This is a genomic window from Brytella acorum, assembly GCF_029309905.1.
GTDB lineage: Bacteria > Pseudomonadota > Alphaproteobacteria > Acetobacterales > Acetobacteraceae > Brytella > Brytella acorum.
This window is the reverse complement of sequence record NZ_JARBJP010000006.1, coordinates 180,716-204,568: the sequence shown is the minus strand read 5'-3', so window position 1 is coordinate 204,568 and position 23,853 is coordinate 180,716. Positions and strand designations below refer to the sequence as shown.

Below are 23,853 nucleotides of genomic sequence, written 5' to 3'. Positions count from 1 at the left end.
GGATCAGTCCTGGATGCTTTCACTCCTGACGAATGCGCCAACTTCTTTACAGCCGCTGGATATGAGCCGGAATAAAGTGGACGTGCTCTAGGACCTGTTAAGTCTTGAGATGACCTGCTGCTGCGATGCCGATGGTCAAGTGCTTCAAGACCGTCTCGGCGTCCTCTAATTTCCCCTTCCTTGGTCGCTCCTGCGGGCCTGTAATGAGCCCGAATGTGCGTGCCGCCGAGGAACACCATGCCCAAAGCAGGGTCCGGGTCTTTCACCCGTTCGAAGAGGGCCCTGCCACATTCCAGCCTTCGCCCCGCGACTAAAGAGTTGGGCTGCGGTCCGCCATGGGTCGAGCTCCGACGGGATGGATCGCCACTGCGCCCCATTCTGATGCCGCCCGAAAATCGTTGATATGGTCCGTCGCATGTCGCGCGGCGACGTTTTCCCTTTCGGACGGACTGCCTCAATCAGAGGTTCCCAGACCAACCACGCATCATCGGAAAAGACAGGCTGCATCATGTTCATCACAATGAGTGACGCGCCTTGCCCGTCTTTCAAGACCTGACAAGCCTTAGATACCAAAATCGGAAACCAAGTGTTTCCGCCTTTTGCGTATCCATCTTTAACACAGGACGTATCGTCATGGTGTTTCTGAATACTTTACGGAAACTGCTTTCAACAATAACGGAGGATCCCAAGATGGCTAAAATTCTTGTTCTTTATTATTCGTCTTACGGGCATATAGAAACAATGGCCAGTGCTGTAGCCGAAGGTGTTCGGGCCGCGGGCCTTGAGGTTGACATCAAGCGGGTTCCTGAACTCGTGCCTGAAGACGTCGCCAAAGCGCACCACTTTAAAACGGAGCAGAGCGCACCGATTGCGACAACGGACGAACTGCCTAGCTATGATGCGATTATTATCGGCGCGCCCACACGGTTCGGGCGTCTTCCAGCCCAGATGGCGAATTTCTGGGATCAGACGGGTGGTCTGTGGCTCAAAGGCGCACTGATTGGCAAGGTCGGCGCCGTCTTCACCTCAACCGCCTCCCAGCATGGTGGACAGGAAACAACCCTGTATTCCCTGATGTCCAACCTCATCCACCATGGTATGGTCGTCAGCGGTCTGCCATACAGCTTCCAAGGACAGCTCAAGCTGGATGAAGTCACTGGCGGCTCACCTTATGGCGCTACCACTATTGCCGCTGGTGATGGATCACGCCAGCCGAGTGTCAATGAATTGAACGGCGCAAAATTCCTTGGTCAGCACGTGGCAGGTATCGCAAGAAAATTGAGCCAGTAATACGTCAGGACGTCGTTGTTCTGTTTCTTCTTCCCGTGCCGGCTCCAAACTGGCATGGGAAGTTTCTTTTGCAGACCATTATATTTCTGCGTATTCACCTCTGCGCACGCATCCATGAAAAACGTATCAAAACGACAGGCCTATCTCGCCAACCCCAACCATCTCGGCTGACCAAAACATTCCACCAGGTAGTCAAGCAATGCAGTGACCCGCACCGGTCTGAGAGAACTGGACGGCGTGACAAGATACAGAGCGATGGATGGAGCTTCCCAATCTGGCAGGAGCTGTTCAAACCGGCCGGAAGCCAGCCCGTCTCCCACCATGAATTCGGGAAACAGACCAAAACCCAACCCTGCCGTCAGAGACGGTAGAAAGGCCTCAGCATTATCAGCCCGGAAGCGAGATGTTTGTGTCAGCACAAACTCACTTCCGTTTTCAACCTGCCGGAGCCGAATTTTTCCTGGTGCAGACGTATTGGTGTAAACGAAACTTTTCTGCGTCTCCAGATCACGAGGATGATCAGGACGTCCCGCCCGATCCAGATAGTCGGAACTTGCCACCAGCAATAATCGGACATCACAAAGTTTGCGAGCTCGCAGGGATGAATCTGCCAGAGAAGCAATCCGCAAAGCAACATCATACCCATCGGCCACAAGATCCACGAGCGCATCGCTGAAATCGACCGTAATATCAATGTCCGGATATCGCGCAAGAAATGCGGGTAAAACGGGGGAGAGGTGACCGATGCCAAATGCCATGGGAGCCGCAATTCTGATAAGCCCAGATGGACGTTGTGTGCCGCCTTTGGCCTCTGTTTCCGCAGCTTCTGCTTCAGCCAGGATACGATTGGCGTGCCCCAGAAGTGTTCGTCCCATTTCTGTCAGGGAAAGGTGGCGGGAGTTACGGTTAAAAAGTGCCACTCCCAGTGCCTGCTCCAGACGACCTATCGCTTTGGAAACAGTAGGCTTTGAAAGCTGGATATCTTCCGCCGCTCTGGCGAATGAACCGAGCTCGGCCACTTTTGCAAAAATGGCCCATGCTTCAAAATCTGGAAGGCGCATGACAGTGTTCCTGGAAATAGTTGATGGTTATAATTTCCATATCTTTCTTTCAGAAGCCTGTCGTCATTTTGCGTGTCAAAATCAGAAACGATAGTTTTCTATGATTGCCGTATACCCTCTTGGGGTCTGCGGATAATCTGATCCCGAAAGAAAATATACGATTACCCAGTGGAAACTGATCATGATTGAAATTCGCCCTTTCGATGAACTCGGCCACGCCAACCATGGTTGGCTAGATGCAAAGCACCACTTCTCCTTCGCGAATTACTACGATCCCAACCGGATGAACTGGGGCGCTCTGCGCGTCTGGAATGACGACACGATCGCGCCCGGAACTGGCTTCGGCACCCACCCGCATGAAAACATGGAAATCATCACCTATGTCCGGGAGGGTGCGATCACGCATCAGGACAGTCTTGGCAACAAGGGCCGAACTATCGCCGGTGACGTTCAGGTCATGTCGGCTGGCACGGGAATCCGACACAGTGAATATAATCTGGAAGGTGCGACAACTCGTATCTTCCAGATCTGGCTCATGCCAAACCGCGCGGGTCATGCACCGTCATGGGGTACCCGCACTTTTCCGAAAGACGACCGCGCAGGAAAATTCGTTACTTTGGCATCCGGTTATCAGAGTGACGTCGATGCCCTCTCCATTCATACCGATGCACGTGTGCTGGGTGTGGCGCTGAAAAAAGGAGAAACCACCGAATACCATCTTGGTATTGAAAGACTTGCCTATCTCGTAGTCGCCAAAGGATCTGTGGAGATTGAAGGCAAAACCGTAAGCGAGCGTGATGGCGCTGCGATCTCAGACACGGATATCCTGAAGGTTCAGGCACTCGCAGACGCCGAAATGGTCCTTGTTGATACGGCTTCGTAAACGCCAGGAGCAGCGATAACGGAAAATATTCGTTTCTTGTCGCATACCATGTAAATACGGGCGACATCATACCTGCCCGAAGGACCGCTATGTACGGCGTGAATCAAATGATGCCGCCCCCTACTTTAGATTACAGTGATAATTTATCGGATTCTGGGATTCGGTTGAGTAACAGACTGCGATTCAAGACTGCCCCTTGAGGTCGGTCCTGACGAAACGAGACATTGATGACCATCGCGGATTGCGCCCTGTTTCCCTATTTCACGCTGGCACATGAAGGTGTGATCCAGCGTGTCCGTGCACTGCTGCCAGCATTCGTGCCGACACCCGGCAGTGACGCATGAGAGACGACGGCGCCACACAGCTTCCCGCGAATTGGATTGAGACGCTTCTTCCTCACATCGACTTTCGAGAACGGCACCGCATCGATATTCTCGCTCCTCCCGGGTTCATTCTTGATTGCGTTGACGATTATCGATTGAAAAACGACCCACTCGTCCGTGCCGCCATAGCATTGCGGGAACTGCCCGCACGTATGCTGGGACGAACCACTCGGCCACCCTTCGACCGGGACGATTTTACCTTTCTCGGGCGTGATCGGGACAACGCCCTTGCTTTCGGCCTGATCGGCGCATTCTGGGAAGCCGATTACGGATTGCTCCCCTGCCCCTCGGTAGAAGATTTCCGGGTGTGCGCACGTCAGGACGTCTGCAAGCTTGTGCTGTCCTACACACTTCGGCCACTGACACGCGGGACACACCGCCTCACGACCGAGACGAGTGTCTTCTGCCCCACGCCAGCGACACGACGGCGTTTTGCGCCCTACTGGTATCTCATCCGGCCCGTCAGCGGGCTCATCCGAAGACGCATGTTAGCCTCGGTGCGCGCGCAGGTGGAAAGTCGCGCCAGATCCCGGTCTATCACCGACTGATGCCGGCGACCTGGCTGAGTCTATCTGCAAGAAAATCCACGCAGAGACGGACCCGGGTCAGGTTCGTCCGTTCCGGCGCGATCAGCATGCTCAGCGACACAGGCGGCAGCATATAGTCCGGCAGCACATGTTCGAGACGACCATCCCGCAAGCAGTCCTCCACCAGCCAGCGATGGGCAGGCCCATAGCCTCGCCCCGCCAGAAACGCATCGCGAGCCGCCAAACCATGATCGACGATCAACCGACCATGGAACGGAACGACATGATTTCTGCCTTTCGGGCTTCGTAGAACCAACCGCTCCGATCCATGCACACGCGACATCCGCACGCCTTCAAGGTCACGCAGGTCCTCCGGGCGCCTTATTGGACCGTTGCGACCAAGCCACTCGGGGGACGCAACCAGTACGCGCTGACTCGCGCCCAGAGAGCGTAGTTTCATCGCACAATCGCTCAGAGGGCCAAGACGGATGGCGATATCGACCCCGTCACGCACCAGATCGACCCGCTCGTCCGTCAGGCCGAAGTCAAGCCGTATTCCGGGGTTCTGGTCCTGAAAAGCATAGATGAGAGGACCGACATGCAGGACACCCAGCGCACCGGTGCAGGAAATACGCACCGTCCCGGCCGTCGCCTGCCGCGTTTCGCGCATTTCCTGGCTCGCCTGCTCGACGAGAGAAAGAATGTGTACGCAATGCGCATAATACCGTGTTCCTTCGTCCGTCAGCGCGGTGCGGCGCGTCGTGCGCGTGAGTAGAGAGACAGCAAGAGCGTCTTCGAGTTCACGCAGATGCCGCGTAATCGTCGATTGCCCGGCGCCGGTTTCCCGCGCAACGGCGGCCAAATTACCCCTTTCGGCGATGCGCACGAAGGTTCGCATTCGCTCCAGCGAAATCAGGGATTGTTCCATTTTTCGGCACGGTACCTTCCGCTATCTCCATATGGGACAAGAATATCCCATCCCCTAGTCTTGGCGAACAAGAATCGTTTCCCGCAATAACAAGGCCCGCTCATGAATGTCCTGATCGTCTTCGCGCATCCTGAACGACACTCCCTCAATGGTGCCCTACTCGATACCGCCATCGCCGAACTGCAGGCGCAGGGGCACGAGGTCAAAGTTTCGGATCTCTATGCCATGCGCTGGAAAGCAGCCGTCGACAGGAGCGACTTTCCAAATATGCCGTCTGGCGAACGCCTGAAAGTGGCGTCAGCATCTTCCCGTGAATTCGCGAAGGACGGTCTGACGGACGATGTTAAAGCGGAACAGGACAAACTCCGCTGGGCCGACACGGTGATTCTCCAGTTTCCGCTCTGGTGGTTCGCCATGCCCGCGATTCTCAAGGGCTGGGTCGACCGCGTCTATGCCTGCGGCTTTGCATATGGCGTTGGAGAGCACAGCGATCGTCGCTGGGGCGACCGCTACGGCGAGGGCATGATGGCGGGAAAGCGCGCCATGCTGATTGTTACGGCCGGAGGCTGGCCAGAGCATTATTCCGAGCGAGGGATCAACGGCCAGATCGACGATCTGCTGTTTCCCATCAATCATGGCATCCTGTTCTATCCAGGCTTCACGGTGCTGCCGCCTTTCGTAGCTTACCGGGTCGATCGTCTGGACGAACCACGCTTTGAAATTGTGTCCGAACAACTTCGGCAGCGTATGCGCACGCTTGCGACGACGGGGCCGATCCCCTACCGAAAGCAGAACGACGGCGACTATCAGATCCCGACGATGGAACTGAAACCCGGCCTGGAAACACCAGGGGCCGTACGTTTCGTCCTGCATATCGCGGAACCAGAGCCCTCATAACAGAAATCGAGAGTGCGTCGGCAACTCAGTGCGAAACCTCAGTGTCTGCGGAGAAGGAACTCTTTGCTCCGTGACGCTTTTCCTCGCTCCGGCAAATTTCCTGTAGCCGCAGACGTACGGGCACGCGAAGTCGTTAAGGGCAATTTGGAGTTTCACTATTCGGCTTTTTGGATTTCGGCTCGCCACTGGTGCTTTCGTCCTGCCCGGCATTCCTCGGCACCGCAACCTGGCCCATCGTCGCGTGGTCGATACGATGGCGGCGGTAGAGTTCATTATCCGATTATCTGGCACTCAGGCGAATGCGGGCGTCGGATGGCGTGGGTCGAAATCAAACTCATTCTGGAACTGTGAGGACATCTGCTTTTCGACGACCCGTGTTTTCACTGATCTGATTGAATTCGTGTCCGGGTGAGCGGACGGGATGGCCCACTCGACGCGTTTTCCCAGACTGGGGATTTTGAGGCTTTCCGGTCGAGCTGAACCGAGCGCCAGACCCGGAACGATCCCGTTTCCGGCGTCGCCGAGCGGCTACGCTGGAAACGGGCCCCGCACCACCTAACGATAAACCCGGACCGATCAGTGCTGGCGGTCCATTACAATTCCTACTATGCGCCCAAAGATAGACGCTTAAATTCACTCACCAGATCTATTTTCTCGGGAAGAAATTTGATAATTTCTCCTTTTCCCGCCTTCTCTTCCAATTCGTCCAATGTCCGTGGGACGTCGGACCAGCATGAAGGGATGTCAGTAAATTTGTATTCCCACCATTTGGATGCAAGCAGACGCTCAATTAGGTCCTCAGGAAAGCGCATCTTGATAATTCTGGCTGGAACCCCGCCCACTACTGCATAGGCGGGAACATCTTTTGTGACCACTGCTCCGGAAGCAACAATCGCCCCGGTGCCAATTGTCACGCCGTCCTTAATTGATACGCCTGATCCTACCCAAACGTCATTTTCTATGTGCGCACAAATCGGATGTTCAACGGGATAGTCTTCTATCTTAAAATCTTGGCCGAAATCTTCTCGTGCGAGTTTCTCCCAAATATGATCGTATGTAAAAGTGTTTGTAGTCAAACGCTTTGAAGGATGGTCATCTCCCATGCGACGGACCCGCTCAGCGATGCTGCAATACCGACCGATGACGAAATTCTGAGCGAGCTTACTTTCGGAGTAAGAAAAGGCCCCCATGCTACAAAATCCGTCTCGCGGCAAAGATGCATAAGGTTCAACAAGAATTTTATGATCAAATCTAACGCTGGAACCGAATGGTATAACACCTCGTATATTGAATCCTGGAGCGAGAAATACCCGGTTGTCGACACAGAAGTTTTCCATATCTTCTGACCAAGATAGCAATAGAGGGTAATGATCCTTGCCGGGATCAGATTTTTTTAATACTCTCAGCTCACTTCCCTCATCATGGAGCAAGAACTTACCATAAAGTTCTATTACGGACCCATTTTCTATATTTACATTAAATAAAATACTCGTCTCGCCGCGATCACTAAAAATGGCAATTTTTCCATCTTCTACGCCCCAAGATGTTTCAATCGGGTGTCGATACCCCGAAATCGTACCATCTTCGTTGAATTTAAAAAAAGAACCAAAAGTATAACCTGAAGACGTTCCATATATCCACACGGTGTTATTCATCAAATTCCTAAGTATGTTTTTTTCAACTTCTTTTTCCACTTATTCCTCCTTGGGTAAGAATTTTTATAAACTTCAGAATGTCTGCTATTTTCGAGCATAATAGCATTATTTATTTTTCGATATAATTAACACCTCATAGTTTTAATTGAATAATATCACGAAATTTGTTTTAGAGTAGCTTTACAGAAATAAAAATATGCTTGTTTTTGTTTTTTTCTACGCTTAGAAATTATCCCCTTTTCAAAAAGAGTCTACAAATTCAACCTGCATAATCGCGGGAGTCCGCACTATAACGCTCGCGGCATGTCTCATCACGCTGACCGCGCAATTTGCATCCCAAATGTCGCCCAGGCATTATCTGCCTGTTGCATCTCTCCCATTGTTTTCCGTGTATCTAACCTTAATCCAGCACCGGACGCGCAGATTCTGAACTGATGGATACGCCTTGCCGACACTCGACCCGAGCACGCGTCGAGGAACCTGAGCGGCTCAACGCGATCTGTTAGGCTCAGATCTCATAACCAGAAGAGGAGCGTGGCAGCGGAGACAGATGGCGAAGAAGAAGGCTGTCGGACACCTATCGTAGCGCGTGGCGGCTCACCTCCAGTCCTGGAGGCTGTCAAAGCTGATCTCGATGCGTTTGCGGCGTTTATAGCGCCGCTTGTCGTGCTTGACGGGGCGAGCGCAGGATTTTTCCGTCCCAGGATGCAAGGCTTGATCCATTTCGCCTGACGAGCGTCACGAAACCGGTCGGCGTCGCGACTCTGATCCGCCAGCAGTCATTGAGCCTTCGGCAGGCTGCTGAGAAGAGCTAATGACCGCTTTCAACCGGGTTCAGCGCGAGAGAGCAAAACTCAGGCCGCTCATCACCGTCAGCCCCTGGTTGGGGATCGAGGCCAGCGCGCTGGTGTAATATTGTCGGTTCGTGACGTTATCGGCGCTCGTGAAAAGCTGTAGCCGTTTCGTGATCTGATAAGAGCCGAACAGATCAAAGACTACGTAGCCGGCGCGCAGCGCGGCGACCCCGGAATCGCTGCTCATCTGGCCGAGTGTGTGCGTCGCCGCCCGAATGCGTCCACCCAGCGTCAGCCTGTCGTCGAGGAGGTGAAATCCCAGCGTGCCGGCCATCACGGAACGCGGCGGCGTAGTGACCATCTGGTCGTATCCCGTGTAATCCGGCCCCGGCAGCTTCGTGGTGGTATTCGTGTAAGAGAGAGTCGCGAAAACGAGACGGGAGTCGTATTTCGCCTGTCCCTCCACGCCGCTCGTTCGGGTGTTTCCACTAATATTCTGGAAAAAATAGCCATAAGTCGGAATGTAAGATCCCGCGGCGGGAGCCCCTACGACCAGAGTCTGTCCGATATAGTCCTTGATCCGTGTGTCGAAATAATCGGCGCTGAATTCCAGATGATCATGGTCGGCGAGAATATCGCTGTAATTCAGTTTCGTACCGACTTCCCACCCGTATGTCCGCTCAGGATCGAGCGCGGGGTTGGGGATGAACTTCAGAAATCCGAGTCCCGGATGGGAGCCGGAATAAAGCGTCTCGGTCGTGGCTGGCGGCCGGAAACCAAGTCCGTAATTGCCGTAAATCTGCAAGCCACGAACGGGATTGATGGCCAGCGTCACTTTCGGATTGACCGCATCGGATCCCTTTCCGACGTGGAACGGTCCCGCGACCGCGTTCGTGAAGCCACCCGCTTCGTTCACCCCTCCGCCTGACAGGCCGTAGCTGTCGTAGCGTAGCGCGCCCGTCAGCTGGACGATCTTCCAGCCCAGCGTCGCCTGCGTGAAGGCAGAGCCGACACTTCGGCCACCGCTCGGCGTGGCACCAATATAGCCGGTCTGATCCGTGGTCCGGACACTGTCATGGTAATATTCACCCCCGTAATTCAGGGCGATATCGATCGGGCCGCCACGCAGGCGGGTGGTGTTGTCCGCCTCGAAACCGAGCGTCGTCAGACCGTAATGCGTGAGGTCCGCCGCCGCCACGCTCACGCCCATGAAGGACGGTGTATAGTTGGCCATGCTGGTACTGACGACATAGCCCTTCACATGCAGGGCTACGAGTTTGTTGTCGCGCGGGGTGAAGCGGTAGTCGATCGTGCCTGTATCGTTCTGAACGCTGTCGGCGGTGGCGATCCCCTCGGAGCCCACACCGAACGCGTTGTGATAGATCACCGTTCCCAGCTTCAGGGTCTGGTCGATTCCCGGCTTGATGTCGATCTTGAACAGGCCCGATTGCAGGCGCTGGAAGGTGTGGGCCACACGATCGCCGTTGCCGTCCTCGTAATCACCCGAACTCCGCATGCTGAACGCCGCCGCGACGCCCAGCCAGTCATTGATCCGCGCGCCCGCACCGACGACACCGGACCCGTCGTAATTGTTGGTGCCCCCGAGAGCACGACCGAGCACGCCGTAGCGCCTGCCCGGATCGACCAGATCGTCGACATCGAACGTGTGCAGATTCATGACTCCCGCGATCGCGCCTGCGCCGTCGCCAGTCGCGACCGTGCCGCGACGTACTTCGAGCCCGGCCAGAAGGGCCGGATCGACATAGACACTCCCATCGGCGCCATGCCCGCTTTCCTGGAAATTCTGGCGCGCGCCGTCGATCATCACATTGACCCGCCCGAAATCCTGCATGCCGCGCATCGAGACGGCCAGCGATGGCGTGCCATCATTCTGAAAATAAACGCCCGGCAGGCCGGTGAGAATCGCATAGGGCTCGTTGGGCTGGACCCGCTGGATATCGGCGCGTGACAGACTCGACGACGCCTGCGGCACCGTCACCGATCCGTCTCCCCTCACCCGAACCTTCGGCAGTGTGATCGGGGCATGGCTGCGGAGCTGCGATCGTGTGGACAGTGACGCCGCACGCGCGGGTCGATCACCGCTCCCATCCTGCGATGTAGACGCCTGTGCGACGGGCAGCGAACTGAGCGCCAGAGAGGCGACTGAACAGAAGAGCAGACGGCGGGTGGAGGACATGGGGCAATATCCTGTCGTGAATTTCAGCAAAACGATGGAAGCGATTCCTAGTGCGAACGATTCCTATTTGCAATACAGATCGCGACGATGTATCACCTTGAGGCACCGGTTTCCGATGCCGCCGTTTGTCCTGATCCATTGGAGATCCTCCCCGCATGGCACAGCATTTTCTGGACCGACGAACATTCGTCCGCGCAGCACTGGGATCGCTCGGCATGGCTGCCGTACCACTCGTGCCCGCGAGTGCGGCTGAACGGATCGTCACAGATTGTCGGGGGCGAAGGGTCGCGTTGCGCAGCAGTCAGCGGATCGCTTGCATCGGCGGCACGATTACCGAAACGCTATATGCTCTTGGGGCCACGGATCGAATCATCGCCGTCGATACGACATCGACATGGCCTCCCGAGGCGCTGCACGACAAGAAATCGCTCGGTTATATGCGAATGATTTCGTCCGAAGGTGCGCTGTCGCTGCGACCGGACCTGATCCTGGCGATGAACGACGCCGGCCCTCCCGCCGCCATGGACCAGATCGTCGCATCGGGGACGCCCGTGATCTTCGTCGATGCGACGCCTTCGGCCGAGGCGATCGTCGGCCGCACGCGATTTCTCGCTTCTCTCGTCGGCGCCCAGCCGCAGGGTGACGCGCTCTGCCGGACAATCGATGCCCGGTTTCGCGCGCTGGCAGACTGGCGGGCCACCCACCCGCTGACCCGGCGCGTCCTGTTCGTCATGCGCATGACCGGCGGTCATGCGCTCGCAGCCGGCACCGGCACGGCGGCGGACGCCGTGATCGGTCTCGCGGGCGCCCTGAACGCCGGCCACGCCATGCAGGGATACAAGATCGTCGAGGACGAAGCCCTGATCGGGCTGCGTCCCGATGTCATCCTCACCATGAGCCAGGACGCCGATGTCATTCGCGCTGCCTTATTGGCCGATCCCGGCTTCGGCCTCACCCCGGCGGGCCGGAACAAGGCGATCATCGCCATGGAGGGCGAGCGCCTGCTCGGCTTCGGCCCGCGGACGCCACAGGCGGCCCTTGATCTCGCGAAGATGATTGCGTCCCAGCCCGCATGAGGGTTGCGCCTCTTTCGTCCTCGACGATCATCGCCATCCTGTGCGGACTGCTTCTTGTCACAGGGATCGGCGCGCTTGCTATCGGCGCGACCGGTCTCGGCTTTGGAGCCGTTTTCGGAACAGACGCTTCGGGCGACGTCGCGCGGCTGGTCATCACCCAGATCCGCGCGCCACGCGTCGCTTTTGCGATGCTGGCTGGCGCGGCGCTCGCGTCTTCAGGTGCCGTCATGCAGGGACTGTTCCGCAATCCGCTGGCCGATCCGGGCCTGATCGGCGTCTCATCCGGTGCGGCGCTGGGGGCCGCGCTCGTGATCGTCCTCGGACTGGGCGGCCTCTTTGCCAGTTGGGCCGTCCCGCTCGGCGGCATGGCGGGCGGCCTTGCCAGCACGGCGCTGCTTTATGGTTTTTCGACGCGTGACGGCGTGATGTCGACGAACACCGTCATTCTCGCGGGCGTAGCGCTCGGCGCATTTTCCGGCGCTCTGACCGGTATCCTGATCTTCCGCGCCAACGACACGGCCCTGCGCGATCTGACATTCTGGACGATGGGTAGCCTGGCAGGCGCCACATGGACACGGATCGGCCTTCTGATGCCGTTTCTGATCGTCGCGGCCGTTCTGATCGGCGTGCTGGCGACCCCGCTCAACGCCCTGCTTCTGGGCGACACCGACGCCGCCCTGATGGGATACCGGGTCGAGCGCTCCAAGCGTCTCGCCATGCTCGGCGTGGCGCTCGCGACCGGCCCTGTCGTCGCGTTCGCGGGCGTGATCGGTTTCGTGGGCGTGGTCGTGCCCCATCTCGTTCGGCTCATGACCGGCCCCGATCATCGCGTGGTGCTCCCGTGCAGCGCGCTTCTGGGCGCGATCCTGCTGGTATGCGCGGATACGATCGCGCGCATCGTGGCCATTCCGGCCGATGTGCCGGTCGGCGTGGTGACGGCGGCGATCGGTGCGCCGGTCTTCGTGTGGCTCCTCGCACGTGCAGAGCGCGGCGACGCACCGTCATGACACTGCGCCTCGAAGCCGTGTCATGTCGGGTAGGCTCCCGGCTCCTGCTCGACGCCGTCTCGCTGGAGGTTCCTCGCGGCGCCATGGTCGCCGTCGTAGGGCCAAACGGAGCAGGCAAGAGCACGCTGCTGCGAGTGGCCAGCGGTCTGATCGAACCTGAGGCGGGCGACGTCACGTTCGACGGCATCCCTCTGAAAGACATGACACCGGAGCGTCTGGCCATGCGACGCGCGATGCTCACGCAGGACAGTCCTCTGCGCACGCGCTTTCCCGTCATGGACCTCGTGCGCACCGGCCTGCGCGGCGTTCCCGCGAAACAGGTCGATGCGTTCGCGGCCCTGGCCCTCCGGCGCGTCGGGCTCGCGGATTTCGCACGACGCGACGTTCTTAGCCTTTCGGGCGGCGAACGGCAGCGGGTCCATCTGGCGCGCGTTCTCGCTCAGCTCGAAGCCGGAGCCCTGTCGGATACGCCCGGCCTGCTGCTGCTCGACGAACCCCTGTCGGCGCAGGATCTGCCGCGACAGGCCCTCGTCCTCGACATCGCGCGCGAGCATACGCGGCGCGGCGGTAGCTGTCTCGTCGTACTGCACGACCTGAACTGGGCGGCATCCCGCGCCGACTCGATCATGGTCCTCAGTCAGGGTCGCGTCTGCGCGACAGGACCGCCGCATGCGGTGTTGACGCCGGACATGCTGAAGGAGACTTTCGCTGTGGCGGCGCCCCGCGTTCATATGCACGATAGATCGGGCCGACCCTTCGTCGTCCCACATGACATCACCGCCGCTCAGGCGTCGGAAACAGAAAGAAAGGCAGCACCATGTATATTGCCATGAACCGCTTCAGGGTCGCTCCGGACTGCGAAGAAGCGTTCCAGCGCCGCTGGCTCGACCGCGAAGTCCTGCTGAAGACAGTCCCCGGCTTCGAGTCCTTCCAGTTCCTCAAGGGACCGGTCGGCGAGGACAGCACGCTCTACGCCTCGCACACGGTCTGGGCTTCCTATGAAGCCTTCATCGGCTGGACGCAGTCCGAACAGTTCCGCCAGGCCCATGCCAGCGCCGGGGACGGCCGGAAACTGACGGTTGGACCGCCGGTTTTCGAAGGGTTCGAGGTCCTACAGAGCGTCGAATCCTGAAGCTCCCGCACACGGCTTCGTCCGGCCATGTGCGGCACCCGTGATATCTTTTTTCTATAGGCAGGATCGTGAAACCGGCGACATGTCCGGCGTGCCACAGGCATGTCGCCCGTATTTTATAGTCCTCGCTTCATATCCCTTCCCGAATTTGTCGTTCTTCCGAAACAAAACCGGCTGCGGAATTCATGTGTAATCAGGAAACACGAAATCTTCCGCGATTTTTCTCTCACGCTGCGCGGCACCGGGTTTCAGCCGTCTCTGGACAATGCCGCTCGCCAGGATTTTCTGAACACCTCGTGTCAGCGCAATCGCGATCCCGCTCCTGACATGGAGCAGGCGGATCAAGGCAGGGCTCATACGGTTTTGCGATGCTTCCGCATAAGGGCGGACGCGTTTTACATAAGCCTCGAAAGCGTCCGCAGGATCCGCGCACCGCTTGATCTCGCCCGCGAGCACATAAGCCCCGACCAGAGCCAGGGCGGTGCCTTCGCCCGTGAAGGGCGTCGGACAGCAGGCGGCGTCACCCACCATTACAAATCGACCTTTCGACCAGCGCGAGGCCCGCACCTGGCTCATCGGTCCGCAATAGAAGTCGCGCACCGTATCGAGTTCCGCGCTGATGCGATCCGCAATCGTTCCCCTGCCCTTCAGGGCATCGAGCAGCAGTTTCTTCATACTGGCCCGATCATCCCATGCAAGGTCGGGCTTTTTCCGCGGAAATGTGATCAGAACGGTCGTTTCCATGTCGTTTCCAGGTCGCAACGTGATGAACGTCCCGTCAATACCGTTGACCGTATGAGCCCATAAGCCATCTTCCGGGCGTTTCCTGATTTTAAAAAACGACATATAGGCGCCAAGGTAGCGAAAGCTGGTCTGCTCGGGCAGAATCATTTCCCGGGTGGATGAACCGATTCCCTCGGCACAGATGACCAGTTCGAACTCCTCTACGCTACCATCGTTGAACGTCGCCGCGATGCCGTCGTCGCGCTGATCGAGATGGGTCACGAATGTCTCAAATCGATAGTCGCAGATCTCCGCCGTGGCCTCGAACAGGACGTGTGCGAAATCGCCACGCAGAATTTCAAAATCGCTCGTCAGCGTCGCAAACGCCCCTTTCGGGAAAACCGCGACGAGTTTGCCGGTTGCATCGACATATTTCTGGCCCTGCTCCCGCGTGTTCTTGGCCTCGATACGTTCGGCAAGCCCCATCATCTTGATGACCTGCTGCCCTGCTCCCTTGACGTCAATGTTCTGACCGCCGTCGCGCAGGGTGCGCGCTTTTTCAGCGATGACGACGTCGTAGCCGTATTGATGCAGCCAGTACGCACATACGGGACCGGCTATGCCAGCACCGCATATAAGAATTTTCTTTCGAGCCTTCACGAAGCTTCCTTTCGATCATCGCGCCGTGAAGAAGCCGACAGGAACCTCGTTTATGGTTCGTGCTTTCCTCTCGGGACAGTCTGCGGTCGCGGTCGATAATTACCACCGCGCTCTGCCTGGCGTCATTTCGAAGTCTGGCCAATTTATTATTCGATCTTGCCATATACTGACTCACCCTCGACAATGGCGTCATGCCGATATGGACCGAACCATCGAAGGTGAAAGACTGGATCGAACCGGACGACGTCCCGCGTCGGATCGTGACCTACGGGTATTTGGCGGAACGTCTGGACGACATCGATCTGGCTTTTCACAGCCACGTCAAAAGCCAGATCATGCTGGTTCAGCGCGGCACGCTCAGTTGCGAGGTGGACGGAGGACTATGGATCGTCCCGCCGCGCAGCGCCTTCTGGATCCCTGGCGGCGCACGTCACGCCATCCGCGCCAGCGGGGAGCTTCAGGGATATAACGCCTTCATCGACCCGGCGGTTGGACCAGCATCGCCACGATCGTGCCGAGCGATCGCGGTGACGCCGCTATTGCGTGAACTTCTCATCCGGGCCGCCGAACTGCCGCTGTACTACGAGACGAGCGACACGACCATGCGCATGCTGGACGTATTGTTCGACGAACTCGCTGCGGCGAAGACCGAAGACCTTCATCTTCCGATGCCCGACGATAGCCGTCTGCGCAGGATCGTCGACCGGATGATCGAAGCGCCCGCCGAACAGGAGAAGTTAGCTGTCTGGGCCAGCCGGGCCGGTTTGAGCGCACGAACGCTGTCCCGGCTGATCGTTCGGGAGACCGGTATGAGTTTCGACCGCTGGCGTCAGCAATTATGCGTGATGCTTGCGGTGAAGTGGCTGGCGGGCGGTGCGACGATCCAGCAGGTCGCCGACGATCTGGGCTACGAGAGCGTCCCGAGCTTCGTGACCATGTTTCGCAAAGTGCTGGGCACGCCACCCGGGCGATACATGGCGCAACGGTATTCCGGAGCCGACAGGTCGGGAGGATAGTCGAACTTCTTTGCCGCGGATGGGGCGTAAATACCCCATGCGAGTGAAAAGCCTTCGGCACGGGATATGGCATGAACCCTACTCACCATGATCATTCGGTGCATTACGCTCGGCCGCCTCCAATCCTCTTTCCATGTCCCGAACCGGACAAGCTCCAAAAACGCCATGCAGGCGCGCAACAAGCACGTAAAGCGCGGGCGTGGTGAACATGGTCTGGATCTGGCTGACCACGAGGCCGCCGATCAGGGCGATGCCGAGAGGCTGGCGCAATTCCATGCCGTAACCGCCCATGACGACCAGGGGCAGCGCGCCGAGAGCGGCGGCGGCGGTGGTCATCAGGATGGGCCGGCGCCGCAGCAGGGCCGCTTTGCGGATCGCCGCACGGGGCGCGAGAGCCTGCATGCGCTGTGCCAGCACCGCGAAATCGACCAGCATGATGGCGTTCTTGAGCGAGACGCCGGTGAGCAGCAGCATCGCCACGACCGCCATGCCCGAGAACGGCAACCCGAACAGCTCCAGCGCCAGCACCGCGCCGATCCCTGCCGAAGGCACGGTGGACAGGATCGTCAGCGGGCGAAACGTGTTTTCATAAAGGATCCCCAGCGTGAGATAGACCGCGACGATTGCACCCAGTATCAGCATTTCGCTGTCTCGCGTGCTTTTGGCCGCGTCCCCTTCATCGCTCTGCAGGACACCGCTGAGAGTCGGTGGCAAAGACAGCGCGATGGACGCCGAACTGGCGTAGCCGAGATGCGTGACGCTTGTGGGATCGCGGGTCGAGACAAGCGTTGCTGCCACTGAAAGCGGAACCAGCGTCTCCGTCCCTGTCGCGACCGCCGCCCCTGTGGAGGCGGTCGCGCCGCCAGCCAACCCATTGGCGATCTGGTTGCGAAACGCTGCCGCTGCGAGCGTGGACGGCCCGCCGACCGCTCCCTGCGTGATCGCGCGGATCGTGTTCGACGCCGCGCTGCCGGAAGCCGAACCGCCGGAAGGGCTGACCCAGAAATTCCGGAGCAGCGCCGGATCGTGTAGGAACTGCTCCTGCAACGTCATGACGACATTATACTGCCCGCGCCAGCTATAGACGACCGAAGCGGTGATCTGCCCGAATGCATCGGACAGGGTCGAGCCAATAACCTGCGGCGTGACACCCAGGCGGGCTGCGACATCACGGTTGATGATAAAGGAAAGGCTCTCGTCCGGCGGATCGCTATCCTCGTCGACATCGCTGAATTCGGGATGTCGTTTCAGCGCCTGCGCCAGTCGTCGGGCCGCAGGTCCGGGAACACGCTCGTCGTCGCTACGCAGGATATAGCTGAGGCCGGAGCTGCTCGATCCCACACGCATCATCAGGTTGCCGGGCGCCTGGGCGTGATATTCGCCGTGGCGTTCGTGCCGCATGGTCACTGCGGCACGCCGGGCGATCGTGGTGGCGCTGTCCTGACGGTCGGCCATATCGCGCAGGGTCGCGAAGACCATGCCATGGCTCGATCCCTCGGAGGTGTCGAGATAGGCCACGACATGCGAGACGCCAGGATCGGACAGCATGACGCGACTGAAGCGCGCGATGCGCGCCTTCGTATCGGCCAGCGTGGCGCCGTCGGCGCGCGAACCGCCCGAAACGATACCGATATCCTGTTTCGGAAACACGATCTTCGGCATACGGACGAACAGGACAAACGCGACCAGCAGCGTCATCGGCAGCAGCAGCACCGTCTTGCCCGGGTGTCGCAGACAGAGATCCAGTATGTGAGGATAGAGACTGGCTGGCCGATTGTTCCTCGGGGCAGGCGCGCTCCGGCTCATCGCGGGCCGCCACGCGTCGGAGAGCCGCAGAAAGGTGGCCGTCAGGCACGGCGTCGCCGTGCACGACAGGACCAGAGACACTGTGACCGCGATCCCGACCGTGCCCGCAAATTCCCCGAACAGCCGCCCGGTGAGGCCGGGCGCAAGACCGATCGGCGCGAATACCGCCACCACCGAGATCGTGATGGACAGCAGGGTGAACACCACTTCGCTTCCACCCATGATCGCCGCCTCCTCGATCGACAGACCGAGAGCGCGATGGCGCATGATGTTTTCGATCACCACGATCGCGTCATCGACGACCAGTCCCGTCACCACGGTCAGGGCCATGAGCGAGAGATTGTCCAGCCCGAACCCGGCCAGATGCATCGGGCCGAGACTGGCGATCAGGCAGCACGGCACGACGATCGCCGCTGCCAGCGCCGCGGTAGCGGAGCGCAGGAACGCCCAGACCACGCCCAGCGCCAGCACGCATGCGAGCAGCAGGGTAATGGCCGTATGATGCAGGGATGAGCGGATCACGACGGAGCCGTCCCGGGCCACGGCGACGTTCGCCCCTGGTGGCATCAGCATGCGCAGACGAGGAAGGCGCGCTTTCACCGCATCGACGAGGCCGAGCAGATTGGCTCCCGGCTGGGCGCGCACCAGAAGCGTCAGGGCTGGCTTGCCATCGAAGAAGGCGGCGGCGTTGACGTCCTGCATGCTGTCGCTCACGGTCGCGACGTCGCTGAGCCTGACCGGACGGCCGTTCTTGTATGCGATGATCAGATTTCGGTAGTCGACCGCATGTTCCGCCTGGTCGTTGACTGCCAGCTGGAAACGCTGGCCATGCGTATCGATGACGCCCTTCGGCGCATGGGCGTTGGCCGAGGCCAGTGCCGCGCGCAGGTTTTCGAAACCCATACCGTATTTGAAGAAGGCCAGCGGGTTCATGGCCACGCGCACGGCAGGCGCCGAACTGCCCAGGAGTTCGACATCGCCCACCCCCGGCACCTGGAGCAGCATGGGACGCAGCGTGACGTTCACCAGATCATAGAGACGCGGCATCGCCATCATTCCGGGTGTGACGGCAAGGATCAGCACCGGCGTCGCATTCGGATTGGCGCGATGATAGCTGGGGTCGGAACCTGGTGTTTTCGGCAGATCCGCCCGCGCCGCACGGATCGCCGCTTCGACGTCGCGCGCGGCGCCGTTGAGATCGCGCCCGACCTCGAAGCCCAGCGAGATCATGGTTTCGCCGCGTGTGGAAACCGACTGCATCTGCGTGACGCCAGCGATGGTGCCGAGATGGCGCTCCAAGGGTGCGGCGACCGTACGTGCCATAACCTCCGGCGTGCCCCCGGCGTTGCTCGCGGAGACTGAAATGACCGGGACACTGACATCCGGAAGATCCGAAACCGGCAGCGACGGGAGGGCCAAAAGGCCCGACAGCACGGCTGCCAGCAGCAAAAGCGTGGTCGCAACCGGACGACGGATGAAAAAGGCGATGAAGCTCAAAGGGAATGCCCCGTCCCCGCGGGAGGGCTCTGTTTATAAGACGATCAACTGCGGCGGCTTTTCAGCGGTCGGGCGAAAAATATTCTGGGATTCAGCGAGCCTCCACGGCGTGGAGCGGTGACGGGGCGACGGTGATGGAGGCTTCGCGCACCGCGAGGCCATGCCGGGCGGCAATGCGACGCAGCAGGATCGCGACCTCCGGAGCATCACACGCAATCTCCCGACCGGTGTCGGCTTCCACGAACGTGACGGCCATCCCCATCGTTCCATCTTTCGGCGCGACGCGATAGCGCCAGATCCTGTCCGCGCCGACATCGCGATGCAGCACGCCATGCTCGACCAGGAGGTTCAGGTTCCGCTGGAGTGAGCCATGGCTCGGGACATGTCCCTCGATCATCATGCCCAGCGTCTTCCAGATCTCGACAGCGGTGGCACCCTCGCCCGCCTCGAGAATACCATGCAGGAGAACGCGCCGCACACCGGTCATCTTGAAGCCCACCGCGCGACAGCGTCGTTCGATCTGCCGTACCAGCCTGCCACTGGCCTCCATGCCGGGTCGGATTTTCTGGACGTCAGGAGGTGAGCGGCGGTGTTCGGGAAAGACGAGCATGGTTTTGATCCTGTCACGATCCTGGATAACGAATGGGCGGAAAACCTCAGTTCCTGTCGGATTTGATGTAGAACTCGATCGGCACGGTGAGCGTCACCGGATCGCCGGTGACACTGTCGGGCGGTGGCGGAAGAGGATCGGCGCGCTTCGGCAGAGCCACTGCTTCCTGATCCAGCAGCGCATGGCCGGAGCTGCTCGCCAGCGTAACGGACAGCACATGCCCTTTTCGGTCCATGGTGAAGGTCACCGTCGGAACGCCCTCCTGATGATCGGCCATGGCGTCGGACGGATAGCGCTTGAACTTTTCAAGCTGCGCCAACAGCGCTCCCTGCCAGGTCACCGGATCATGCGATGCCTGTGACGACGATGCGCCTGGTGCCGGTGCCGCCTGACTCGGTGCGGGAGGTGCCTCTGACGACGGAGGCGCCGTGGTTGCCTCGGCAGGTGGCGTCCTGTCCGGAATCGGCTTTTTGAGCATTGGCACCGGTTTGTGTTTCTTCACCAGTTTCTGCGGCTTTTCCGGTTTGGGCACCGGAACAGGCGGATTGGGCGCGGGCGATGGGGGCGCGGTAATCTTGGGTGGCTCAACGGGCGCCGGGTCGGGAATGGACTGCGTCTGCTGCGGCCCCGGCGGCTGATCCGTCGGCGGGGTCGGCGCGGAAACCGGTTCCGGGGCCATATCGATGGCAATGGCAGCCGGGGGCGGTTCCGGGACGGCCATGATCGGGGACGGCAGACGCATGACGTACCAAACGATACCGCCGCTGACCGCCAGCACTGCGAGGAAGGACAGGCCCCAGCGCATGGCGTCCTCACGCCCTGCCCTATGGAGCTGGTCGCGCTGCCAGTCGACAAAGGCGGTCGGACGCGCGTTGCTCGGGATATGCGTGGTACTGCTCACGGTGTGCCGCCTGGCGTGAGACCCGCCGCGCTGCCTTCTTCCTGGCCCTGGAGGTTGACCAGCGCGACCTTGAGGTATCCGGCGGCGCGCAGCTTATCCATAACGCCCATCAGCGTACCGTAATCGACCGTCTTGTCGGCACGCAGGAAAATGCGTTGGTCCTTGTTACCTTTGGTTGCCGCCGCGAGAGCGGACGCCAAGCCGTCCGGTGCGACGGTGTCCTCGCCCAGCGCCAGACCATGATCGGCTTTGACGGTCAGGAACACCGGATCGTCCGGGCGTGGCGTCGGCTTCTCGGATGAGGATGGCAGGTCCACCGGCACGTTCACCGTGGTCAGCGGGGCCGTGACCATGAAGATCACCAGCAGCACCAGCATCACGTCGATGAAGGGCGTGACGTTGATCTCGCTGGCCTCGTGCGGCGTCTCGTCGGCGTGGCGGATGCGGATCATGACATGTCACTCCGCCGTGACGGCCCGTGCGTCGAAGCGCACGACCTGACCGGTTACGAGCGGCAGGCCCATGCGGCTGAGATCACGCGAGACCAGCCGCATGACCAGTGATGTCAGATCCGCCACCTGCGCGCGGCAGGAGGCGGACTGACGAGCCAGATGATTGTAGATCACGACCGCCGGAATGGCCGCGACCAGCCCCAGCGCAGTGGCCAGCAACGCTTCCGCGATGCCCGGCGCCACCACGGCGAGGCTGGTGGCCTTTGCCGCCGCAATGCCGGTGAACGAGGTCATGATTCCCCAGACCGTCCCGAACAGCCCGATGAAAGGCGACGTTGCGCCGATGGTGGCCAGCAGCCCGGTGCCGCGCATCAGGCGGCGGCCCTCGGCCGCTTCGAGCCGTTCGAGATGGAGCACGATACGTTCCTTGAGGCCCTCCCGGTCTTCGAGGATGTCCTGCGACTGCTGACGCTCCGCCGCGGCAGCCATGACGAGATTATGGGCGATACCGCCATAATCACGCGTCCATTCTTCGCCGAGAGTGAGCGTATTGGCCTCCGTCAGGACGCGCTCCGCGCGAGCCAGCCGCAGGCGAAGGCGAAAAAACTCGACGGATTTGGCGATGAAGACGGTCCAGGTCAGCAGCGAAGCCACGACCAGCAGGGTCATGACGGCACGTACGACCGGGCCTGCGGTGAGGAACATCTCCCACGGGGAGAAGGATATCGGGGTCATGACGGACCTCCTTTGACAGACGGTGCGCGACGCCAGGCCCGGATCAGGCAGGCGAGCGTCACGACGAGGGGAACGGAAAGTGTGATCCAGGACAGCGCAAGCCAGACGCCATGCTGCCCCAGGAGCGCCGACAGCAGCCCGAACACCGTGAGCAGACCCAGCGCCATCGGCCACGGCCAGACCGCGACAGGCGCGCGGGATGCGGAGGACAGGGATGGCGGAATCGGCGGAGTGGCGTTCATTGCATTGCCTCCCCGGGTGTCGGCACGTTCTCCAGATCAAAGCCAAGCGCACGCAGACGCACATCCGTCGCGATCCGGCGCTTCCCGGCCCAGAGTACGACGCCGCTGACAAGAACGGCGATCACAACCATATCCAGCAACGCCCAGAGCAGTTTGAGGGGTAACCCGCCGTAATCGCCGAAATGCAGCGGACGGGAGATTTCGAGGAAGCGCAGATACCACGGCATCGGGTACGCCCCGGTCAGCGCGCCCGTGCGGGCGTCCACCAGAACCGGCGTGAAGAGCCGCCCGCGCAACGGTGTCGCGCCATGCGTCCACAGCACGTAATGCACCGGACTGCCGAACGGCGCGCCGGGGTAGGACAGCCCCGTCACCTCGTTGCCGGGTGCGGCCTTCGCCGCCGTGTCGAACGCCGCCTGCACCGAGGACAGATTCGCCTGTGATACTTCCGGCAGCCCGACGTAAGGCTTGAGGATCTGGCGGACATCCGTGATGCGCCACAGTCCGAAAAGCGGCGTCTGCAATTCATTGACGAAGCCCGTGAAGCCGACCACCAGGGCCCACGCCAGCGTGACCGTGCCCAGCAGATTGTGCAGATCCAGCCATGTCAGGCGCACCGCCCGATCCCGGCGCAGCGTGCCGAAAGACAGACGCTTCATATAGCGTCCATAGAGCACCGTTCCCGAGACGAGAGATGCGACGAACAGAGCGCCCATGACGCCCATGAACAGCGCGCCGGGCAGACCCGCGAACAGATTCATGTGCAGGCGTGTCGCCGTGCCAAGGATGATTCCGGTCCAGGTGCGGGGCTTCTTCGGCGCATCGGGAAGCGGAGACTGTTTCAGCACTTTCGCAGTACGGGCGTCGAACTTGATCCAGTGCCCCGAATTTCGATCCGGATATTTTTCGTCGTCCTTGAGCGCCTGCCAGCTTGGGGCCATCGACACCAGCACCGCCGGCTCGTCGTCGTCCGGATTGACACTGGTGACGATCTGACCGGGAAACATCGCCCGCGCCTTCGCGACCATGATATCGAAGCTGGTGTTCGGCGTGCCGGGCGGCAGAACCTCGTAAGGTGGATCGTCGTCACCGACGAACGTGTCCCAGATCTGCTCGGAGAACAGCATCGGCAGCCCGGTGACGCATACGACCAGCAGAAACAGCGTACAGATCAGGCTCGTCCATTTATGGACGACGAACCAGCGACGCAGCGTCGTGGTGGTCATGGCGTTCAGTCACCCTCCGCAGATGAGCGTGATAATGAGTCGCATTCTCGACGGTTGTAAAGTCCCATCTTTGCCCTGTCTCACCTTAATCTGTCAGCCCGTAAGCTGACCCGCCTGATACAGGCCTCTCGTCTTTCAAGACGATTATGATGGCG

The 23,853-nt window shown here is 59.9% G+C and carries 22 protein-coding genes and 1 pseudogene; 9 read left to right on the top strand and 14 right to left on the bottom strand.

From position 1 onward, the window contains the following. Positions 1–165: 165 nt before the first annotated feature. Positions 166–507, bottom strand: a complete 342-nt coding sequence (locus PWM43_RS11385; protein WP_394356074.1) for a transposase — start codon at positions 505–507, stop codon at positions 166–168. Between the two features lie 183 nt (positions 508–690). Between PWM43_RS11385 and wrbA the strand changes: the two genes are divergently transcribed. Next, the gene (gene wrbA / locus PWM43_RS11380) at positions 691–1,290 is read left to right on the top strand and encodes an NAD(P)H:quinone oxidoreductase (RefSeq protein ID WP_289842627.1); all 600 of its coding nucleotides are present in this window, start codon (positions 691–693) and stop codon (positions 1,288–1,290) included. A gap of 140 nt (positions 1,291–1,430) precedes the next feature. On the opposite strand, the gene PWM43_RS11375 is transcribed toward wrbA, so the two are convergent. Further along, entirely contained in the window at positions 1,431–2,351 is a 921-nt protein-coding gene (locus PWM43_RS11375) for a LysR family transcriptional regulator (RefSeq protein ID WP_289842626.1), read from the bottom strand. Positions 2,352–2,532: 181 nt separating this feature from the next. On the opposite strand from PWM43_RS11375, the gene PWM43_RS11370 reads away from it, so the two are divergent. Then, positions 2,533–3,234: a pirin family protein gene (locus PWM43_RS11370; RefSeq protein ID WP_289842625.1), complete on the top strand. Its 702-nt coding sequence runs from the start codon at positions 2,533–2,535 to the stop codon at positions 3,232–3,234. A 340-nt stretch (positions 3,235–3,574) separates the two neighbouring features. Further along, positions 3,575–4,165, top strand: a complete 591-nt coding sequence (locus tag PWM43_RS11365; protein WP_289842624.1) for a hypothetical protein — start codon at positions 3,575–3,577, stop codon at positions 4,163–4,165. On the opposite strand, the gene PWM43_RS11360 is transcribed toward PWM43_RS11365, so the two are convergent. Then, positions 4,155–5,072 (bottom strand): LysR family transcriptional regulator, encoded by a 918-nt coding sequence (locus PWM43_RS11360; RefSeq protein WP_289842623.1) that lies wholly within the window; start codon positions 5,070–5,072, stop codon positions 4,155–4,157. The two genes, PWM43_RS11365 and PWM43_RS11360, sit on opposite strands and share 11 nt — an antisense overlap. Before the next feature lie 102 nt (positions 5,073–5,174). On the opposite strand from PWM43_RS11360, the gene PWM43_RS11355 reads away from it, so the two are divergent. Continuing rightward, positions 5,175–5,969 carry an NAD(P)H-dependent oxidoreductase gene (locus PWM43_RS11355; protein WP_289842622.1) on the top strand — a complete coding sequence of 265 codons (795 nt, stop codon included), beginning with the start codon at positions 5,175–5,177 and terminating at the stop codon, positions 5,967–5,969. Positions 5,970–6,574: 605 nt separating this feature from the next. On the opposite strand, the gene PWM43_RS11350 is transcribed toward PWM43_RS11355, so the two are convergent. The 3 genes and pseudogenes from PWM43_RS11350 to PWM43_RS11340 form a co-directional block, all read right to left on the bottom strand. Continuing rightward, complete coding sequence (locus PWM43_RS11350; RefSeq protein WP_289842621.1) at positions 6,575–7,663, bottom strand: CatB-related O-acetyltransferase; 1,089 nt, start codon at positions 7,661–7,663, stop codon at positions 6,575–6,577. 476 nt (positions 7,664–8,139) lie between these two features. Beyond that, positions 8,140–8,436, bottom strand: a pseudogene (locus tag PWM43_RS11345) (IS5/IS1182 family transposase); the annotation flags it as partial. Between the two features lie 22 nt (positions 8,437–8,458). Continuing rightward, positions 8,459–10,615, bottom strand: a complete 2,157-nt coding sequence (locus PWM43_RS11340) for a TonB-dependent receptor domain-containing protein (RefSeq protein WP_289842620.1) — start codon at positions 10,613–10,615, stop codon at positions 8,459–8,461. Between the two features lie 155 nt (positions 10,616–10,770). On the opposite strand from PWM43_RS11340, the gene PWM43_RS11335 reads away from it, so the two are divergent. Genes PWM43_RS11335 through PWM43_RS11320 form a run of 4 tightly spaced genes read left to right on the top strand, consistent with a single transcriptional unit; the run spans position 10,771 to position 13,830 of the window. Further along, a complete protein-coding gene (locus PWM43_RS11335) occupies positions 10,771–11,691 on the top strand; it encodes a heme/hemin ABC transporter substrate-binding protein (protein ID WP_289842619.1) in 921 nt (306 codons plus the stop codon). After that, complete coding sequence (locus PWM43_RS11330; RefSeq protein ID WP_289842618.1) at positions 11,688–12,698, top strand: FecCD family ABC transporter permease; 1,011 nt, start codon at positions 11,688–11,690, stop codon at positions 12,696–12,698. The genes PWM43_RS11335 and PWM43_RS11330 overlap by 4 nt, the downstream gene beginning before the upstream one ends. Beyond that, positions 12,695–13,531 carry an ATP-binding cassette domain-containing protein gene (locus PWM43_RS11325; RefSeq protein ID WP_289842617.1) on the top strand — a complete coding sequence of 279 codons (837 nt, stop codon included), beginning with the start codon at positions 12,695–12,697 and terminating at the stop codon, positions 13,529–13,531. Before PWM43_RS11330 ends, PWM43_RS11325 begins: the two co-directional genes overlap by 4 nt. Then, a complete protein-coding gene (locus PWM43_RS11320) occupies positions 13,516–13,830 on the top strand; it encodes an antibiotic biosynthesis monooxygenase family protein (RefSeq protein WP_289842616.1) in 315 nt (104 codons plus the stop codon). Before PWM43_RS11325 ends, PWM43_RS11320 begins: the two co-directional genes overlap by 16 nt. A gap of 183 nt (positions 13,831–14,013) precedes the next feature. Here the strand turns inward: PWM43_RS11320 and PWM43_RS11315 are convergent, their stop codons facing one another. Then, complete coding sequence (locus tag PWM43_RS11315) at positions 14,014–15,213, bottom strand: FAD-dependent monooxygenase (protein ID WP_289842615.1); 1,200 nt, start codon at positions 15,211–15,213, stop codon at positions 14,014–14,016. Between the two features lie 191 nt (positions 15,214–15,404). On the opposite strand from PWM43_RS11315, the gene PWM43_RS11310 reads away from it, so the two are divergent. Next, complete coding sequence (locus tag PWM43_RS11310) at positions 15,405–16,229, top strand: AraC family transcriptional regulator (RefSeq protein ID WP_289842614.1); 825 nt, start codon at positions 15,405–15,407, stop codon at positions 16,227–16,229. A gap of 78 nt (positions 16,230–16,307) precedes the next feature. On the opposite strand, the gene PWM43_RS11305 is transcribed toward PWM43_RS11310, so the two are convergent. From PWM43_RS11305 to PWM43_RS11275, 7 genes are all read right to left on the bottom strand, one after another. Further along, positions 16,308–19,532 carry an efflux RND transporter permease subunit gene (locus PWM43_RS11305; RefSeq protein ID WP_289842613.1) on the bottom strand — a complete coding sequence of 1,075 codons (3,225 nt, stop codon included), beginning with the start codon at positions 19,530–19,532 and terminating at the stop codon, positions 16,308–16,310. Positions 19,533–19,623: 91 nt separating this feature from the next. Continuing rightward, entirely contained in the window at positions 19,624–20,142 is a 519-nt protein-coding gene (locus tag PWM43_RS11300; RefSeq protein WP_289842612.1) for a Fur family transcriptional regulator, read from the bottom strand. 46 nt (positions 20,143–20,188) lie between these two features. Beyond that, entirely contained in the window at positions 20,189–21,043 is an 855-nt protein-coding gene (locus PWM43_RS11295; RefSeq protein WP_394356071.1) for an energy transducer TonB family protein, read from the bottom strand. Further along, complete coding sequence (exbD, locus tag PWM43_RS11290; protein ID WP_289842611.1) at positions 21,040–21,495, bottom strand: TonB system transport protein ExbD; 456 nt, start codon at positions 21,493–21,495, stop codon at positions 21,040–21,042. Before exbD ends, PWM43_RS11295 begins: the two co-directional genes overlap by 4 nt. Positions 21,496–21,501: 6 nt before the next feature. Beyond that, positions 21,502–22,230, bottom strand: coding sequence for a tonB-system energizer ExbB (exbB, locus tag PWM43_RS11285; RefSeq protein WP_289842610.1), 729 nt, complete (start codon positions 22,228–22,230; stop codon positions 21,502–21,504). Then, positions 22,227–22,472, bottom strand: coding sequence for a hypothetical protein (locus PWM43_RS11280; protein WP_289842609.1), 246 nt, complete (start codon positions 22,470–22,472; stop codon positions 22,227–22,229). The genes exbB and PWM43_RS11280 overlap by 4 nt, the downstream gene beginning before the upstream one ends. After that, entirely contained in the window at positions 22,469–23,698 is a 1,230-nt protein-coding gene (locus PWM43_RS11275; protein WP_289842608.1) for a PepSY-associated TM helix domain-containing protein, read from the bottom strand. Before PWM43_RS11275 ends, PWM43_RS11280 begins: the two co-directional genes overlap by 4 nt. Positions 23,699–23,853: the final 155 nt, after the last annotated feature.